We start from the raw sequence: 17986 nt of genomic DNA, 5'->3' as shown, positions 1-17986 counted from the left end.
ATGACCAGCACCACGGGAACCACCTATGCAGCGCCCTCCCTCCGATCGCTGGCGCTCCGGCGGACGGCCGGTCGCCTTGGTCTGTATGCGGGTATCGCGGCGATCGTCGTGTGGTGCCTAGGCCCCTTCTACTGGATGGTCGTCACTGCGTTTCGCCAGGTGGGATTCACCTTCGACACCACCCCGTGGCCGACCCATGTCACCCTGGACGACTTCCGCACCGCGTTCGACACCAGCCGCGGCAACCATTTCGGCCAGGCACTTCTCAACAGCACCATCATCGGGGCGGCCACCACGGCGATCGCCATGGTGGTCGGCACCTTCGCGGCGTACGCCGTGGCGCGTCTGCACTTCCGCGGCAAGTTCCTGGTGCTCGGCCTGGTCCTGAGCGCGGCGATGTTTCCCGGAGTCGCCCTTGTCACGCCGCTGTTCCAACTGTTCACCAGCATCCACTGGCTGGGCAGCTACCAAGCCCTCATCATCCCCGACATATCCTTCGCCCTGCCGCTGACCGTGTGGATCCTGACCAGTTTCTTCGCCGAGATGCCCTGGGAACTGGAGCAGGCGGCCCGTATCGACGGCTGCACGCCGGGCCAGGCGTTCCGGCTCGTCATCCTGCCGTTGGCCGCGCCGGCCTTGTTCACTACCGCGATCTTGGTCTTCATCTCGGCCTGGAACGAATACCTCCTGTCCAGTCTGCTGTCCAACGGTAACGCCGCCGTCGAGCCGGTCACCGTCGCGATCGCCGGTTTTACCGGAGCCCAGCCCCACCAGGAGCCCTACACCGCGGTGATGGCCGCGGGGACCGTCGTCACTATCCCGCTGATCATCATGGTGCTGCTCTTCCAACGGCGCATCATCTCCGGCCTGACCGCGGGCGCCGTCAAGTAGCCGGCGTGGGACCTCGGGACTGTTCGACGACCGCTTTCACAGAAAGGCACACAATCGTGGCCCTGGCTTCGTCCTCCGGCCCCTCCACCGAGCGAGCGTGGTGGCGCGACGCAGTTGTCTACCAGGTCTACCTGCGCTCGTTCGCCGATGCCGACGGGGACGGGATCGGCGATCTGGACGGACTTCGCCAGCACCTGGACTACCTCGTCCAGCTCGGCGTGGACGGCATCTGGCTCAACCCGTGCTATCCCTCACCGCAGAAGGACCACGGCTACGACGTGGCGGACTACAGAGACATCGCTCCGGAGTACGGCGACTTGGCGACATTCGACGCCCTGACGGCCGATGCGCATGCCCGGGGTCTGAAGGTGCTCATGGACCTGGTGCCCAACCATTGTTCCAGCGAGCATCCGTGGTTCCGCGCGGCGGTGGCCGCGGGCCCCGGCTCGCCGGAACGCGCGCGCTTCATCTTCCGCGACGGCCGCGGTGACGACGGAGCCATGCCGCCGAACAACTGGTTGTCCATCTTCGGCGGGCCGGCGTGGACCCGGATCGTGGAGCCCGACGGCACACCCGGCCAGTGGTACCTGCACCTCTTCGATGCCGCTCAGCCGGACTTCGACTGGACACATCCGGACGTCATCGGCATGTTCGACGACGTGCTGCGGTTCTGGTTCGACCGGGGCGTCGACGGATTCCGCATCGACGTGGCAGCCGCCCTGTACAAGCACCCCGGGTTGCCGGACTGGACCGGCGGCCACTACAACGAGTACACGCACAACCGTCCGCAGGTCCACGAGGTCTACCGCCGCTGGCGCCGCATCGCCGATTCCTACGCGCCCGAGCGGGAACTCACCTTCGTGGGGGAGATCTGGGTCCCCGACGTCGCCGACCTCGCTGCCTACCTGCGCCCGGACGAGCTCCACCAGGCCTTCTACTTTGACCTCCTCAAGCAGCCCTGGAACGGCCAGCTGTTCCGCAGCTCGATCGACCGGGCCCTCACGGGCATTGGGTCCACCGGTGCTACCATCACCTGGACCCTGGCCAACCACGATGTGCACCGTACCGTGACACGCTACGGAATCGTCCGCGCCGACGAGCCGCACGAATCGCTCGACCGCAACCTCGCCTTCATCCGGCCACGCGGCGAGGTGGACACTGCCCTCGGTGAGCGGCGCTCCCGCGCCGCGTGCCTGCTTCTCCTCGCATTGCCCGGCTCGCAGTACCTCTACCAGGGTGAGGAGCTCGGGCTGCCCGAGGTGCTTGATCTGCCCGACCAGGTCCGCCAGGACCCGACCTGGTTCCGCTCCGAGGGGCTCGACCCGGGCCGCGACGGATCGCGCGTACCGTTGCCGTGGACCGCGCAGGCGCCGAGCTTCGGCTTCTCACCGACGCAGGTGACCGCCGAACCCTGGCTCCCGCAACCGCAGTGGTTCGTCAAGTACGCCGCGTCCGAACAGCTCAAGGACGCCGACTCCACTCTCGCCCTGCACTGCAGGGCGCTGCGCGTCCGCCGGGACTTGTTCTCCACGGCGGACCGGGCGGTGACTTGGATCGACGTCCCCGGCCGAGACGACGTACTCGCCTTCCGCCGGGACAGCGTCACCTGCGTCGTGGTGTTCGGTGACACGCCGCTCAGGCCACCCGCCGAGTGGGGATCGATCGTGCTCTGCAGCGCCCCCGTCCACCAGGGGCAGCTCGCTGGCAACTCGGCCGCATGGCTGCACACCCCGTGAGCTGCCTGGGGAATGCCTGTTGATTCGGCACGGAGCGCGGTGCCGGTGTTGCCACTGGTCCGTTGCTCCGTGCCGATCGCCGGCCTGGCGTATCCCGTACCGCTCCAGATTGGGTTCACATCCTGTGGACTGCGGTTTTGCCGGACGGTCAGCTTGATCTGTGGTACTCGTCGATCAATCCGCCGACGGCTTGCCGGCGTTCGATCCGGGCTGGTGGCAGTGGGATGACGTTGGCTTCGTCCAGCGGTGCCCGACGGCCACGACCTTGATGCGGCCTATGCCGGTTGTGGTGCCTGGCGTAGTTGTGGAGGATCTTCTCGGCATGGCCCCGATCAAAGATCAGGAGCCGGTCGGTGTACTCCTCGCGCACCGCGCGTACGAACCGCGCGGCGTGCGAGTTGCAGTTGGGGCTGCGCCGAGAGATCTTGCCGTGACGCGGGCGACTTCCTGCGCTCGTTGCTCAGTGGGCTGCGGTACCCGCTCGGCGCCGACATCGCTTCGATCGGCTGGCCGATCGTGTAGCCGGAGCTGCCCTCGCGCGACCGCGACCGTATCGTCAGCGGTCAACTCGCCCCTCGGACACAACCAGGGACGTTCACGAGATCGTCTCCGACACGTTCACGAATTACCGGTTGAGTCATGTGACTCACCGGTTTTTCGTCGTTTCTGGGGCCTTCGGGTCGCGTGATCGGCTCGATGAGGGGGCGGCGCGGTGACAGTTCGGGTGCTGCACCTCTCACCTGCGGAAACAGGACATGCCTGCGCGACGGCTGGTGGCCGTGGCGCAGGCATGTGGGGCTTTCAGGGGGCGGAGCGCGGCGGAGGTGTGTCACTCGCGTGGCGGAGGCTTGACCAGCTCGGTCGTAAGCGGACGCGCCAGGGGCGGGTCGGAGGGCTCACCGGGTTGGGTTGCGGCGCTCTGCGTGCTGGCTTTGCGGGGCTGGATGCCCTGGTCGCGGAGGAACCGTCGGATGGCTCTGAGGTTCGCCACGAAGATGATGACGGCATTGAGCAGGGTCCGGAGGACACGCACCACCACAGCCGACCTGACCAAGCCCTACTAGGCGTCGGGGCCTGCCTGCAGGTGGCGCACGGCACGCTCCAGGTCCGCGATGCGGTCGACGAGTCCCGATGTGTCTCCGTCCGGCCGGTTGCGGAGCAACAGCTCCACATCGGCGAGCCGCTCGGAGATTTCCGCGAGCCGGGCCCCGTTCCCCGCCGTCCGGCGCGCCGTCAGTTGGCGGTTCTTGCGGTGCAGATCGAGGAAGACGTTGACCTTGGTACGCAGCACCCACGGGTCGATGGGCTTGGTGAGGAAGTCGGCGGCACCGAGGGCGTACCCACGGTAGGCGTAGTCCGCGCCGACTTCGGCTCCGGTCACCAGGATGATGGGCACGTCCTTGGTCTGGTCGAGACGCTTGATGTTCGCGGCGGTCTCGAAGCCGTCCATGCCTGGCATCAGGACGTCGAGCAGGACCACCGCGAAGTCCTGGCGGAGCAACGCCTTCAGAGCCTGCTCTCCCGAGCGTGCCCGTACCAGGTGCTGGTGGAGTGGGCCGAGCACGGCCTCGAGCGCGACGAGGTTCTCCTCCATGTCATCGACGATGAGGATGCTGCACGGGTCGGGTGTGGCCGTGTTCACGGCTCGCGCTCCGGCGGTTCGTGGTCATGGGCCCCCGATCCGTCGCCCTGCTGCGGCACGGCGCTGTCCGGGACCGCCGCACGGGAGTCGTCCGGCGGGTCGAGCAGATCGCAGACGACCGACAGCAGGCGGTCGACGTTGACGGGTTTGGGGATGTATTCGGAGGCACCACTGTCGATCGCCTTTTCGCGGTCGCCGGGCATGGCCTTGGCGGTGAGCGCAATGATCGGCAGGTGAGCGAGCCGGGGGGTGCGCCGGATGGTGCGAATGGTCTCGTATCCATCCATCTCCGGCATCATGATGTCCATCAGGACCAGTGACACATCGGGGGACTGCTGGAGGACTTCGAGGCCTTCGCGGCCGTTCTCCGCGTACTTCACCGTCATGCCGACGCGGCCCAGCACATGGGTGAGTGCGAAGACGTTGCGGATGTCGTCGTCGACGATGAGGATGCGGCGTCCTGCCAGCACTCGGCCGGGGCGCCCGCTGAGCCACTCCTTGAGCCTGGTCGTCTCGGGCCAGGTGTCCTCGCGGGGGTCCAAAGGTCCGGTGGTTCCCCTGCTGAGCAGGTCGTCCGGGCTGGGGATCTCCACGTTCAGGCTGTCTGGGTCGAGGGTGTCCGGGCTGAGGGTGTCGAGGACCAGCCTCTCCGGACTGGGGCTACCGACGTTGTCGAACACGTCGCTCGGCATCGCAGCCGCGTCGTAGCCGGCCGTGCCGACTGCCGTGGTCCGCACGGGAAGCGCCGTCGGGGCGGTGGCATCCGAGGTGCTGGCAGCCCGCAGTTCCGCCCGGCTACGCAGACTGGGTATGCCGGGGTGGTGTGACGGAATGTAGAGGGTGAACCGGGAGCCCACGCCCAGCTCGCTCTCGGCGACGATGCGGCCACCGAGCATCCCGGCGATCTCCCGGCTGATGGACAAGCCGAGGCCGGTGCCGCCGTATCTGCGGTTGGTCGTGCCCTCGGACTGCTGGAACGCCTCAAAGATCACCGACAGTTTCTCGGGCGCGATGCCGATCCCCGTGTCCTTGACGGCGAAGGCGATGACGGCTTCGGCGTTCTTGAGTGTCTCATCCTCGAACTGCTCCCTTGGCACGCTGTCGACACGCAGCTCCACGCTGCCGGAGTGGGTGAACTTCACCGCGTTGGACAGCAGGTTGCGCAGGACCTGCTGGAGGCGCTGTTCGTCGGAGTACAGCTCGCGCGGCACGTCCTCGCCAACCTCGATCTCGAACCGCAGACCGCGGTCGATGGTGAGCGGCCGGAACGTCGCATGGACGTAGTCGAGCAGCTTGTTCAGCGGCAGCGTCTTCGGGTGGACGTCCATCCGTCCGGCCTCGATCTTCGAGAGGTCGAGGATGTCGCTGATCAGCTGGAGCAGGTCGGAGCCCGCGCGGTGGATGGTGGTCGCGAACTGCACTTCCTGCTCGGAGAGGTGGCCGTCGGGGTTGTCGGCGAGCAGCTGGGCCAGGATGAGCAGCGAGTTGAGCGGTGTGCGCAGCTCGTGCGACATGTTCGCCAGGAATTCGGACTTGTACTGCGAGGCGGTCGCGAGCAGGGCGGCTTTGTCCTCCAGTTCGGCGTTGGAGCTCTGGAGCTCGTCGGAGCGTTCGCGCAGCTCGGAGGTGAGGCGCTGGGACTGCGACAGCAAGGACTCGGTACGGGAGTTGGCGATGATCGTGTTGATCGAGACGCCGATCGTGTTGGCGAACTGGTCGATGAAGGCTAGGTGTACATCGCTGAACCTGCTGAGCGACGCCAGCTCGATTACTCCGAGGACCTGGTCCTCGAAAAGGATCGGCAGGATGACGACGCTGGCCGGACGCGCCGAGCCGAGCCCGGAGATGATGGTGATGTAGTCCGGCGGGGCGTCCGTGATTAGGATGCGCTGCTTCTCCTGGGCGGCCTGCGCAATGAGGCCACGCCCGGGCGTGCCCGTACCGGGGAGCGGGCTGCTCCCGCCGGCCTGGTCGGTGCCGTAACCGGCGATGAACTCGAGGCCCTCCCCGGGCAACGCGCCCGCCTCGGCCAGGAAGAACGCTCCGAACTGCGCATTCACCAGGGGTGTTAGCTCGCGCAGGATCAGGTCGGCGACCTCCACTAGGTCGCGGTGGCCCTGCATGAGGGCGGCCATGCGGGTCAGGTTGGACTCCAGCCAGTCCTTGGCTCGGGTGGTCTCGCGGAGGTTGGACACCATCAGGTTAATGTTGTTCTTCAGCTCGGCGACCTCGCCCTGCGCCTCGACTGCGATGGAGCGGGACATGTCGCCCTGGGTGACCGCGCTGGCCACCTCCGCGATGGCGCGGACCTGAGTGGTGAGATTCAGGGCCAGCTCGTTGACGTTCGTGGTCAGCCGCTTCCAGGTTCCGTAGACGCCTTCGACGCGGGCCTGGCCGCCCAGCTGGCCCTCGCTGCCGACCTCGCGGGCCACGCGGGTGACCTCTGACGAGAACGAGGAGAGTGTGTCGACCATCGTATTGATGGTCGTCTTCAGTTCCAGGATCTCACCGCGCACATCCACGTCGATCTTCTTCGACAGGTCACCCTGGGCGACGGCGGTGGCGACCTGCGCGATATTGCGGACCTGCGAGGTGAGGTTGTCCGCCATGAAGTTGACGTTGTCCGTGAGGTCCTTCCACACTCCGGAGACGCCGCGGACCTGGGCCCGGCCGCCGAGCCGCCCCTCCGTACCGACCTCGCGGGCCACCCGCGTCACCTCGTCCGCGAACGCGCGCAGCTGCTCGACCATCGTGTTCACGGTCTCCTTGAGCTGCAGGATCTCGCCCCGCGCATCGACCGTGATCTTCTTCGACAGGTCGCCGTTGGCGACCGACGTGGTCACCTGGGCGATATTGCGGACCTGTGAGGTTAGGTTCGACGCCATGAAGTTGACGTTGTCCGTCAGCTCCTTCCACACCCCGGAGACGCCGCGGACCTGGGCCTGTCCACCGAGGTTCCCCTCGGTACCCACCTCGCGGGCGACCCGGGTCACCTCGTCCGCGAACGCGGACAGTTGGTCGACCATCGTGTTGATGGTCGACTTCAGCTCCAGGATCTCGCCTTTCGCCTCGACCGTGATCGTCTTGCCGAGGTCACCCTGGGCGACGGCGGTGGCGACCTGCGCGATGTTGCGGACCTGCGAGGTGAGGTTGTCCGCCATGAAATTGACGTTCTCCGTGAGGTCCTTCCACACCCCGGAGACGCCGCGGACCTGGGCCCGGCCGCCGAGCCGCCCCTCCGTACCGACCTCGCGGGCCACCCGCGTCACCTCGTCCGCGAACGCGGACAGCTGGTCGACCATCGTGTTCACGGTGCTCTTGAGCTGCAGGATCTCGCCCCGCGCGTCCACTGTGATCTTCTGGCTGAGGTCGCCGTTGGCGACCGCCGTGGTCACCTGGGCGATGTTGCGGACCTGTGAGGTCAAGTTCGACGCCATGAAGTTGACGTTGTCGGTGAGGTCCTTCCACACGCCCGAGACGCCCGGCACCTGGGCCCGGCCGCCCAGCTGCCCCTCCGTACCGACCTCGCGAGCCACCCGCGTCACCTCGTCCGCGAACGCGCGCAGCTGGTCGACCATCGTGTTCACCGTCAGCTTCAGCTCCAGCATTTCACCGGTCGCCTCGACCGTGACCTGCCGGGTCAGATCGCCGCGCGCGACGGCTGTCGTCACCACGGCGATGTCGCGAACCTGCGAGGTCAGCCGGGAGGCCATCGCGTTCACGGCCTCGGTCACATAGCGCCAGTCGCCCGAGAGCCCCCGTACCTTGGCCCGGCCGCCGAGGCGCCCCTCGGTACCGACCTCACGGGCGACCCGGGTCAGCTCGCCGGTGAACAGCGAGAGCTGGTCCACCATGCGGTTCACGCCGCGCCCGAGGCGCCGCAGATCACCACGGAGCTGGCGCTTGCCGTCGTGCAGCTCGACCCGTTGCGTCAGATCGCCGTCCGCGACCGCGTCCAGCACCCGCGTGGCGTTGGAGACCGGGACGGCCAGCGCTTCGAGCAGCGTGTTGGCCGCGTCAACGCTCGTGGTCCACGCCCCGTGCCCGGGGCTCGCCGCGAGCCGCTCGTCCATCCTGCCCTGCCGCACCACTTCCCGGCGCACCCGCTCGAGCTCGGAGGCCAGATGCGCGTTGCGCAGCACGATCTGGTTGAACACTCCCGCCATCTCGGCAAGTACGCCCTCGTGAACACCTTCCACGCGTACCGTGAAATCACCGTCACAGAAAGAATTCATCGCTGCGAGGAGCGGTCGCAATTCGGCTGCACGTACCCGCGGCCCGTCGAGGGCGATGCCCGGCCTGTCTGCGGACTCGGCGAAGTCGACGGGCCCGGCGGATTCGGCGGGGTCTTTGCCGAGTCCCGCGAGGTGTCGCTCGTGGGCGCGTGGAGCGGGATCAGTCGGAGCCGGGTCGCGTCCCATGAAAACCCACTTCAGTCATTGGACAATGGCATCATATGCATAGTTCTGGCGTGATTTAGACTACATTCATCCACTCAAACATCGGTAGTGAGTCGGGAGTCACCTGTGCGGCTGCGCCCTGACCTGCACCACTCCGTGTCACGGATGCGTCTGCCTGCGAATGAGTGCGCCTCTGCCGCCGCGCGACGGTTCGTTCGCGCCGTTCTCACCGAGCGGACCGCGCCGGCGCTTCCCGGGGTATCCGCGATCAGCGGCCGCTTGGTCGAGGACGCCGTGCTCCTGGTCAGTGAGCTGGTCACCTGCACCGCCACGCCCGCGGGATTCGAGGTCGAAATCGCCTGCCGGTTGCAGGTCGGGGACGACTCCCCGGCCTCGTCCGACTTGGCAGGGGCCGGGCAGATAGGGGTGGTGATCGAAGTAGTGGACCGCCATCCGTCTCGCGTGGTCAGCAGCGGCCAGGACGTACCGAGCAACCTCCACGGCCGCGGTCTGCAGTTGGTGCGGGCGCTGGCCACTTCGTGGGGGATCACGTACCGGCACACCGAGAAGGCCGTGTGGTTCCAACTGGAGGCCCCGCTGGAGCCCGGTGACGAGGGCGGGGGCGATTCGTCGGCCAGGGCGCCGCAGCACGACTCGTCGGCCCTCGAAACTCAGCACCACGGTCACAGCGCCCGATGGGCCGACCACGGAGGGGAGTCGTTCCTCGCCGAGGCCAGCGAGCTCCTCGCCGGTCAGCTGGACGAGGACATGGTCGCCGCGCTCGCCGGGCAGCTTCTGGTCCCCAGGCTCGCCGACTGGTGCGGCGTGTGGCTGAGCACCGAAAGCGGCAGTATGCGGCTGTCTCGCGTCTGGCACCGGGACGAGCGGCACATCGGAGACCTCCGGCTGGCGCTCGAGAGGGACCGTCCGCCGCCTGCCCGGCTGAGCACGACAGGTATCCCGTGGCCCTGGCCGGAAGGCACGGACGCAATGGGCGCGACCGGCTCTGCGCTGGCGTTCCCCCTGGTCGCGTGCGGTCAATGCCTTGGCATGCTGCTGCTCGGCCTGGGTGGGCTGTCCCAGATGACCGACGCCGTGACGCGACTTGCGGAGGACTTGGCCCGGCGAGTGGCCCAGGCGGTGGTCACGGCCCGTCACTACACCCGGGAGGTGACCATCAGCCGGACGCTCCAGAGCAGGCAGCTCCCCGCATCCCTCGCAGTGATCCCGGGCGTCGACACGGCGATCGTCTACGAGCCAGCCGGTGAGAGTCAGACCGTCGGCGGCGACTTCTACGACCTGTTCCCGATGGGGGACCGCCGCTGGTGCTTCCTGCTCGGCGACGTGTGCGGCCACGACCTGGTGGCGATGTCCGCCACCGGTCTGGCCCGACATTTGGTCCGGCTGCTGGCCCGTGAGGGCCATGGTGTCGAGTCCCTGCTCAGCCGACTGAATCTCGCGATGGCGGAGGAGAGCGCGGAAGCGGTGTCGTTCGGCAGCGAGCAGGCGGGGCCGCGTTTCCTGAGCCTGCTCTACGGGGAGCTGGAGCCGGATGTGATCACCGGCGGTGCGCGCTGCACGATCGCCAGCGCCGGGCACCCGCTTCCCTTGCGGCTGGCGGTCGACGGCTCGGTGGCGCCGGCCGCCGACCCACAGATGTTGCTCGGGATCGACGAGCACGCAGAGTTCCACGCCAACTCGTTCACCCTCGCACCGGGCGAGGCGCTGCTGTGCGTGACCGACGGCGTGACCGAGCGGCGCAGAGGAAACCGCCAGTTGGACGACAACGATGGCCTCGCCGAGGTGTTCCGGGGGTGCGTCGGGCTGGGGGCGAAGGCCGTGGCGGAGCGGGTACGGCAGGCGGCCCACGACTTCAGCACCGAGCCGATCGACGATGATCTGGCCGTACTCGTACTGGAAGCGGTGCCGGTGCTCGGGCGGGCCGGGTACGGGGGCGGCACCTACGGAGAGCATTTTTCAGTGCAATCTTCCCAGCTCCGGTAGCGGTCTCGGCCGCGTTCGACGAGCCGAACCTGATCGCGGACGCGGCCCTTTCCCCACGTCGACGTGCCCGTGCGGCGCTTTCCGGCCCCGTGCTCTCTCCGGCCGCACCGCCCGTAGCCGAGGTGCGACAGGTAGAGTGCCGCTCCATGCAGGCCCGAGCGCAGCACCCGTCCACCGGGCCGGGTGATGGTGTCGGTTTGGATGAACAAGTCGCAGGTGGTCGCTGGCTTGATGTGGTGGTCAGCAGGACGCTGCTCTTCGTACTCATGACCGCGGTGATCGTTGCCGTGTTCACGGTCGTCTTCGTGACGGTTGGCCGTGAGGTGTTTCTGAGGAACTCGGCGGTGGCTGTCCTGGTCGGTGCAGGCATCGCGGCGCTGATCCAGCCGGTGTACACCTGGGGTGTCCGCGCGGTGAATTGGCTGCTGTACGGCGACCGCGCCGACCCGTACCAGGCGCTCGTGCGCAGCGGACAGGCGGTGCAGACCCACGCCGGAGGATCAGGCCTGGTCGAGGCGCTGCTCGACTCGGTACGCACCGCAATGCGCCTGAGCTTCGTTCGCATCGAGGACGAGGCACGGCGCGAGGTTCAGCCGGCCGTGACCCCTCCCAGCTTCTGATGTGTGTCCCGGCCCAGGCTCTGGGTTCGCTGTGAGATGGGACCGCAGGAAGTGGGGTGGCCCGGCCTGCAGTTGTCGTGGTCGCGTCCGGCGACGGATCGTGGGAACCGAGATAGCAGGTGGCACAGGCTCCGCAAGGGACTGCGACTAGATCAAGAGAAGCGCCCTGGTGGTGTTCGGCCTATTGCGGCGAGCACGACCAGGGCGCTTAGAAGCTGTTGTCTTTCCGAGAGCGTCGGGTGCGTTTCTGCTGGTCAGGTGTCGGGTGGTGTCTCGGCGGGAGGGATGCGGTGTCGTGTCGTCTCTTTGGTGGAGGTGCCGGGGTGCCGTCGGTGATGGGGTTGCTGGAGGAACGTGAACGCGCCGCTCGGCAGCGGGTGGAGGCTCTCCAGGCCGAGCTGCGGGAGGCGGAGGCCGTGTGGGAGCGCATTCAGCGAACACCTACGCAGCCACGAGAACTTGCCTTCACTCAAATCCGTTGTACTCAGTCAAAATCTCGTGCATGCTTCACGGTACGACTGATGAGGCGCCGGAGATGTTCCAAGCACGCTATGAGGACATCTCCGCCATCCGCTGGCCGAGGCCGGCTGACCCGCAAGAGGATCGCGCCACGCTGGACGCCAGGCACCTGGCGTGGAACGCCTGGTACAAGAAGACGGTCAAGGCGGCACAGGAGCACGGCCCGCAGCACGACGCGCTCCTGGTCGCTCTCGAAGACCTCGTCGAGATCAAGCGGGATGCCGACGAGAAGATCCGGCTGCTCCTGGCCTACGGCCGGATCTTCCACCAGCCGCGCCCGCACACGCTGGAATCCCTCGGCGCGGCCGCCGGCCTCAGCCCCTCCGGCGTCAGCCGCGCCTTCGGCGCCGAGGAAGTCATGGCCGTCGCGGAACTGACCGGCAAGCGCCCGCCCGCCGTTGACGTCCAGCGCCACGACCCCGACGTCATCTCCGGTCAGGCCAGCAAGAACCGCTGCACCTGGGGAGGCAGCAAGGCCAAGCCCTGCACCGAGACGCCCAAGTACGCCGTCACCGACAAGTCCGGCGCCAAGTGGGCCTGCTGCGACAAGCACCTGCCCGGCTACCTGCGCTCCCGCGTCTGAGCCGCACGGTCACGACGGCCGCCATGCGGCCTTGTAGTCGGGGTGTTCGTCCTACAGCTCGGCGAACACCCGCGCAGCACGCACTCGTCGCCGTCGACCCGGCACAACAGCCTTGGCGTCCCTCGTCCTGCCGGCGGCGGTACAGGCACGCCGATCAGCGGTTAACGATGTACGCGCCTGTTACGAACGCGGTGGACTTCAGGATCAGACACTCCACGGTGATCAGGCTGGGCACCAGCCACTCCAAGCGCCCCTTGCCACTCAGCAGAGCCGCGGGTCCTGTTCGGCGCCGACGAGGCCCCGAGCCCCGCCACCGCCGCAGTCGGTGACTGGGTCGAGGTACGGCCCTGAGCCCCGGACCGCAGCCCGCGGCAGGCCCAGGCCGCCGCGCGCCGCTCGCCGGGCCTCTGGCCGCCGTTGCGATGAGCTGTGGGGCTGGCCGGGCAAGCAGTAACCTCCTTGTGCGGAGGGGGATTCGGGCGTGACGACAGCATTGGTCATCGGCAGCGGTGTGTTCACGCAGGCCGCGCCGACCGGCGAGTGGACGCTGGACCGGCCCTGTTCGCGGTATGGAGGATCTTCCATACTGTGGATGCCGCGATTGGGTGGCCGAGACGGGCCAGCTCGCCCTGGATCCGCCTATGCCTCCACCTTGCGTTCTCTCGAGCGAGCTGCAGGATCAGCTTCTTGAGCGCCGCCCTGGCCGGCGGTCGTCCGGTAGGGGCGCGTTGCGCGCTGTAGTCCCACTTCGCCGCGATGAATCTGCGATGTCAGGCCGGCGGCGTCCTGGGAGTAACCGGGAAGTCCTCGCGCCAGCGGTGACGGGGTATCAGGCTGGAGACCGCTGTCAGCCAGAACCGGTCTGCGGGCTCGTAGCGGACCGGGCCCCGGAGCCGGCGGCGCAGCACGCGGCGATGGGATGGCCCAATCGGGAGAGCTCACCCTGGATAGGCCTGTGGCCTCTCCGTGGCTGACGCTGCCCCCAGACCAGGGGTGCAGGCCGCGGGATCATCGCGGCGCTCAAACATGCATGCGCATATTATCGGGGAGTGATCTTGTGCTCGGCGGGATGTTCGTGATCACTTAGAGCGTGCGCGGATAGGCGGTGTTCAGGGGCGTTTCCGGGGGCGTGTGTCCCAGCGGTAGAGGGTCCACGCGCGGCGGATGAGGCGACGCAGAGTGATGATGGCGTGGGCCAACGACAGGTACGCATCGATGACTTCGGTGCGGCGTTCGGTGCAGCGAGCGATCTTGAAGAATTGATTGCCCCAGGCGTTCGTGCGCTCCACCGGCCATCGTTTGGTGTTCTGGATCGGTGCGGCCACGCCCTTGACCGCGACCTGTGCCCGCAGGCCGTACTCTGCTGCCGTTCTGGTTCCCTTGCCGGTGCCGTAGGCGGCGTCGAGGTGGACCGTGACGTTTTCCGGGAGCGGCCCGATACGTTCCAGTCTCTCCAGGGTGGGACCCAGCAGCGGGGAGTCGTGCCGGTTGCCGGGAGCGGTGACAGCGCCGAGCGGGATGCCGCCGGCGTCTGTTGCGGTGGAGCGTTTCATACCGCCCTTTCGCCGGTCCACGGGCGAAGGGCCTGCAACTTCACCACCGCAGGGGGCCTTTGAGTGACAGCCGTCGACTGGCACATCCGACAGCTGTAGGCCGATGAAACGGTCGTAGGCTTCCAGAACGAGCAGCTCCAGGCGTTCGAAGACCCCAGCTTCGATCCACTCCTGACGGCGGGTACGGATGGTCGTCGCCGAGCACGCGTTGTCGGCGACCTTGCGGTAGCCGCAGCCGAACACCAGTACCTGCACGAGCCGGTCGAAGACAGTGCGGTCACCGATGCGTCGGCGATGACAGCCCAGCGGGTGGTCGGAAGCGAACTCACCGCGCTCTGGTAGCAGTTCCCGGAACTGCTGCCAGAGCGGATCGACAAGCCATAATGGGAGCGCAGGCACGGAGCCTCCACGGTCACGGAGCGTAGGAACTCACATGATCGCGCAGGCCCGTGCCTGCACCTGCATCCAGCCCTTACACCCGCCTATCCGCGCACGCTCTTAAGTGCGCTGTACCTGGTCAGGGGATCTCGTGAACGACCCACAACCACAACCACTGACGATACGGCGACGAGGGCCTCGACCTTACGGTCGCGGTCCTCGTTGCATGTTCGTAGCTGATGGTGATGCCCAGGGCTTCGTAGAGTGGGCCTTTCTTGTCAGCGTCGACGACTTCGATGCGCTGTGCGATGTTTCCGAGCCTCTCAGTAATCGCCCCGATCTGCTCGACGGTCAGCTGAGGCTCCCTCGTCCGGGTGGCGGCGGGTAGCGCGTCGAGCTTCCTCTGCGCTGCTTCCTTGTCTCGTTGTGCCTCGTTGATCCACTGAGTGACGACGGCTGGGTCGGCTCCGGCTTCGAGGGCGGCCTGGTAGCGGGCCAGGCGCCGCTCACACTCCTTGATTGTGTGGCGAGCTTGAGCCTGTTCGGGGGTCTGCGTCTGGGAGGTGCTTGCCGCGGTGCTCGCGTGGCTGAGTGCAGTGAGGGCGGCGGTGAGCCGGTCCGGTGCGAAGGCACGGGCGACCCACGAGTCCAGCGCCCGACACACGACGTCTTCGCGCAGGTTGACGGTCCGGGGGTGGTCGGGCCCGGGATGGAGCGCGGCCTCCTGCTCCTTTAACTCGCATCGGTAGTAGACACGGTTGCGGGTGGCGGCGGGCTGCATTTTCCGTCCGCACAGCAGGCACCGCACCCGTCCCCGCAGGGCGTAGGCCCGCTGCCCGCCTTGCCGACCCGGGCGTTCTTGCCGCTGGTGGGCACGGGCGCGCTGCCTGCGGATCGTCTGGACGGCTTCGAAGAGTTTTGTGGTGACGATCGCGTCGTGCGCGGGTTCGTTGGACCAGACCCACTGGTCGGTGGGGTTGTGCGTCATGTGGGTGCGGTGGCCGAGGGTGACGTCGTCGATGTCGAGGAGGCGTTCCTCCTTGCGTTGTTTGTTCCAGACCTCGTAACCGGTGTAGCGGGGGTTGATGAGGATCGCTCTCACCGCACCGGCCTGCCGTGCGGCTTTCTTGCGGTGTGGGGTGCGGGCGGTGTCGTGGGCGGAGGGGCAGGGGATGCCGTCGCGTGTGAGCTGTGTGGCGATGGCCTTGTCGCTCATGCCGTCGACGTACATGGTGAAGAGCCGTTGCACGACGGGCGCGGCGGCGGGGTCGGGCTGGAGTTTGTGAATCCCCTGTCCGGCGGCGGCCTTCGCAGGGTTGGGGTGGGGTCCGGTGTCGACGATCCAGTAGCCGTAGGGCGGTCGCCCGCCGAGGTAGCGGCCCTGGAGCTGGGCCTGGGAGCTCATGGCGGTCCGCACCCGGATCTTGATGCGGTTGCGTTCTCCCTTGCTCATGCCGCCGAAGATGGACATGACTAGGTCGTGGGCTTCGTTGTCCGGGTCGATCGGGCCGCCGACCTCCGGGACCCGGAGCGGGATGCGGAAGTGCACGAAGACGGGGAAGGTGTTGCCGAACTGGTTGCCGTAGAAGGTGCGCTGCGGCTCACTGATCACTACCGCGTCGAACCCGCGGTTCGGGTCGCGGAGCGCTTGGAGGAGCGCGTTGGCGCGGGGGCGGCGTTGCCAGGGCAGGGAGCGGCTGTGCCCAATGTCGAAGTACTCGGTGACGATCTGGCCCTCGGCTGGCTCGATCAGGGCTCGGGCGCGGGTGAGCTGCCGGTTTCTGGAGGCCTCGGGGTCTTGAAGGTCTTCAGTGGAGCAGCGTCCAGCGAAGGCTAAACGGATCACGTGTGGTGAGACTCCCGGGCGTTTGGCGTGGAGCGTTTTGCGGCACGGTTGCATCGACCGAGGGACCGGCGCCGCACGGGCGGGAAAAACGGAGACCACAACGTCGTCCGCCCCACCAGGAACAGGGCCCCAAGATCGCGGTACGCCCGCCGCACACTCGGACCAAGACGTATTTCTGCAGGAGGACTGTTTCATGACTGACCGGCCCTCCCGGCCTGCTAAGACGACGCACTCAGGAGGCGTCATGGCCGCAGGCACATCCTTCATCGACTTCGACAGCCCGGTTCTCCGGCCCCGCGGGTTGGATGTCCGCTGGATCCACGGCTCACCGTCGTCCAAGCACAACACTGACCCGGACATCCAGGTCTACGCCTACGACGAGCACACGGTCATCTTGCGGCAGAACATGGCGATCGACTACGAGGCGCCGTTCCTGTTCCTGCTGTTCGGCAATACGCGAGCGGTGCTGATCGACACCGGGGCCACCGCTTCTGCCGAGTTCTTCCCCCTGCGCCGGGTGGTGGACGAGCTCGTCGACGGCTGGCTCGGCCGCCACCCCCGACAGGACTACCACCTGCTGGTGCTGCACACCCACGCCCACGACGACCACATCGCGGGCGACAGCCAGTTCGCCGACCGCCCCGACACCACCATGGTCGACGCAGACCTCACCACGGCCTGGAAGTACTTCGGATTCGACCAGGACCCCACCACCGTGGCGCGGGTCGATCTTGGAGGCCGCGTGCTCGAGTGTCTGGCCACCCCCGGGCACCACGAGGCAGCGGTCACGTTCTACGACCCGTGGACCGGAGTCCTCCTCACCGGCGACACGGTCTACCCCGGCCGGCTCTACGTCCAGGACTGGCCCGCCTTCGCCCGGACCATCGACCGCCTGATCGAGTTCTGCGAACGCAGACCGGTCACCCACGTCCTGGGCTGTCACATCGAGATGACCACCGACCCGGGCGTGGACTACCCGGTCCGCACCACCTACCAGCCCCACGAGCCCCCGCTGCAGATGACCACCGGCCACCTGCACGAGATCCGCGCCGCACTCATCGAGATCGGCGACCAGCCCCGGCGACTCGCCTGCCCTCTCTTCGTCATCTGCCCAGACGACTGAGCCACGCCCGAGGCGCACTGCCAGCCCGGACGCAGGAACTGGCGAGCGGAGCGCCCTGGGAGACATGGAGCCCCTGGTAGGACAGGTTTGCGAAGATCACGTCCGTAACCAGGGGCTCCACGTTGGTCACCTATGCCGCAATGCTCGACGTTCCGCGCCCTGTCGTCGAGATGCTCGCGAGGCTCCTCGCCGCCTACCGGCACCGCCCCCGGGCCTGTATCCCGCCGGTGCGCGAATCCGGTCGCGATGGATCACTCTCCGTCGGCGCCGGGCTGGATCTCCACCATGAAGGCCGCGTCTTTGGGGCCGGCGCCTTCTTCATCCGCCCACACGATCACGCGCACGTGCTGCTGACCGATGCCGTTCACCTTCCACTCGGTGAGCAGGTCCGTGACGACGAGGGCGGCGACGTACTTGGCGTCCTGCCCCGGGGCGTCGGTGGTGACCACTCCCCGCGACCGGTGGGAGTGGGAGCCGTAGGGGTGCCAGCCCTGCGAGCCGTGCGGCTCCTCCACGCGGTACACCCAGACTCTCTCGGTGCCCATGGTACTGATCCTGCCACCGGGTGCTTATCGCCACACAGCGGCGGGGGGCGAGGGTAGTGCCGGCTACCCCCACCCCTCCTCCAGGGCGACGTCCGCGCGGCCGCCTGAGCGGATCTGGGGCCCGATCCTCTCCGGGAGGGCCCGAG

The 17986-nt window shown here is 67.6% G+C and carries 12 protein-coding genes; 6 read left to right on the top strand and 6 right to left on the bottom strand.

Features of this window, described 5'->3' with window-relative positions; translation table 11 throughout:
- The gene (locus tag ACQEXA_RS12535; protein ID WP_432934839.1) at positions 1–891 is read left to right on the top strand and encodes a carbohydrate ABC transporter permease; all 891 of its coding nucleotides are present in this window, start codon (positions 1–3) and stop codon (positions 889–891) included.
- A 56-nt stretch (positions 892–947) separates the two neighbouring features.
- Positions 948–2627, top strand: a complete 1680-nt coding sequence (locus ACQEXA_RS12530; RefSeq protein ID WP_432934840.1) for a glycoside hydrolase family 13 protein — start codon at positions 948–950, stop codon at positions 2625–2627.
- A gap of 148 nt (positions 2628–2775) precedes the next feature.
- On the opposite strand, the gene ACQEXA_RS12525 is transcribed toward ACQEXA_RS12530, so the two are convergent.
- The 3 genes from ACQEXA_RS12525 to ACQEXA_RS12515 form a co-directional block, all read right to left on the bottom strand.
- On the bottom strand, positions 2776–3051 hold the full coding sequence (locus tag ACQEXA_RS12525; protein ID WP_432939705.1) for an integrase core domain-containing protein: 276 nt from the start codon (positions 3049–3051) through the stop codon (positions 2776–2778).
- A gap of 636 nt (positions 3052–3687) precedes the next feature.
- Positions 3688–4221 (bottom strand): response regulator, encoded by a 534-nt coding sequence (locus tag ACQEXA_RS12520; protein WP_432939708.1) that lies wholly within the window; start codon positions 4219–4221, stop codon positions 3688–3690.
- 44 nt (positions 4222–4265) lie between these two features.
- Positions 4266–8504: a HAMP domain-containing protein gene (locus ACQEXA_RS12515; protein ID WP_361003227.1), complete on the bottom strand. Its 4239-nt coding sequence runs from the start codon at positions 8502–8504 to the stop codon at positions 4266–4268.
- Between the two features lie 330 nt (positions 8505–8834).
- On the opposite strand from ACQEXA_RS12515, the gene ACQEXA_RS12510 reads away from it, so the two are divergent.
- The 3 genes from ACQEXA_RS12510 to ACQEXA_RS12500 all read left to right on the top strand — a co-directional run bounded on the left by ACQEXA_RS12510 (position 8835) and on the right by ACQEXA_RS12500 (position 12395).
- Positions 8835–10673, top strand: coding sequence for a SpoIIE family protein phosphatase (locus tag ACQEXA_RS12510; RefSeq protein ID WP_433129843.1), 1839 nt, complete (start codon positions 8835–8837; stop codon positions 10671–10673).
- A gap of 146 nt (positions 10674–10819) precedes the next feature.
- Positions 10820–11293 (top strand): hypothetical protein, encoded by a 474-nt coding sequence (locus ACQEXA_RS12505; protein WP_433129841.1) that lies wholly within the window; start codon positions 10820–10822, stop codon positions 11291–11293.
- 502 nt (positions 11294–11795) lie between these two features.
- Positions 11796–12395 carry a hypothetical protein gene (locus ACQEXA_RS12500; RefSeq protein WP_432934843.1) on the top strand — a complete coding sequence of 200 codons (600 nt, stop codon included), beginning with the start codon at positions 11796–11798 and terminating at the stop codon, positions 12393–12395.
- A 1109-nt stretch (positions 12396–13504) separates the two neighbouring features.
- On the opposite strand, the gene ACQEXA_RS12495 is transcribed toward ACQEXA_RS12500, so the two are convergent.
- Together ACQEXA_RS12495 and ACQEXA_RS12490 are read right to left on the bottom strand one after the other, a co-directional pair.
- Positions 13505–14347: an IS5 family transposase gene (locus ACQEXA_RS12495; protein WP_432920252.1), complete on the bottom strand. Its 843-nt coding sequence runs from the start codon at positions 14345–14347 to the stop codon at positions 13505–13507.
- Positions 14348–14465: 118 nt separating this feature from the next.
- Positions 14466–16172 (bottom strand): recombinase family protein, encoded by a 1707-nt coding sequence (locus ACQEXA_RS12490; protein ID WP_433129839.1) that lies wholly within the window; start codon positions 16170–16172, stop codon positions 14466–14468.
- A gap of 244 nt (positions 16173–16416) precedes the next feature.
- Between ACQEXA_RS12490 and ACQEXA_RS12485 the strand changes: the two genes are divergently transcribed.
- Positions 16417–17295 (top strand): MBL fold metallo-hydrolase, encoded by an 879-nt coding sequence (locus ACQEXA_RS12485; protein ID WP_433129837.1) that lies wholly within the window; start codon positions 16417–16419, stop codon positions 17293–17295.
- A gap of 251 nt (positions 17296–17546) precedes the next feature.
- Here ACQEXA_RS12485 and ACQEXA_RS12480 read toward each other — a convergent pair whose 3' ends face one another.
- Positions 17547–17840, bottom strand: a complete 294-nt coding sequence (locus ACQEXA_RS12480; RefSeq protein ID WP_433129835.1) for a hypothetical protein — start codon at positions 17838–17840, stop codon at positions 17547–17549.
- Positions 17841–17986: the final 146 nt, after the last annotated feature.

Source organism: Streptomyces sp. CA-106110, assembly GCF_050936285.1.
GTDB lineage: Bacteria > Actinomycetota > Actinomycetes > Streptomycetales > Streptomycetaceae > Streptomyces.
This window is presented reverse-complemented; position numbering and strand designations above follow the sequence as displayed.

Bases quoted from the DNA above. Each gene is read 5' to 3' on its own strand.
- ACQEXA_RS12500 (WP_432934843.1), top strand. From the start codon at position 11,796: ATGCTTCACGGTACGACTGATGAGGCGCCGGAGATGTTCCAAGCACGC.
- ACQEXA_RS12505 (WP_433129841.1), top strand. From the start codon at position 10,820: ATGCAGGCCCGAGCGCAGCACCCGTCCACCGGGCCGGGTGATGGTGTC.
- ACQEXA_RS12535 (WP_432934839.1), top strand. From the start codon at position 1: ATGACCAGCACCACGGGAACCACCTATGCAGCGCCCTCCCTCCGATCG.
- ACQEXA_RS12520 (WP_432939708.1), bottom strand. From the start codon at position 4,221: ATGGAGGAGAACCTCGTCGCGCTCGAGGCCGTGCTCGGCCCACTCCAC.
- ACQEXA_RS12480 (WP_433129835.1), bottom strand. From the start codon at position 17,840: ATGGGCACCGAGAGAGTCTGGGTGTACCGCGTGGAGGAGCCGCACGGC.
- ACQEXA_RS12515 (WP_361003227.1), bottom strand. From the start codon at position 8,504: ATGAATTCTTTCTGTGACGGTGATTTCACGGTACGCGTGGAAGGTGTT.
- ACQEXA_RS12485 (WP_433129837.1), top strand. From the start codon at position 16,417: ATGGCCGCAGGCACATCCTTCATCGACTTCGACAGCCCGGTTCTCCGG.
- ACQEXA_RS12510 (WP_433129843.1), top strand. From the start codon at position 8,835: ATGCGTCTGCCTGCGAATGAGTGCGCCTCTGCCGCCGCGCGACGGTTC.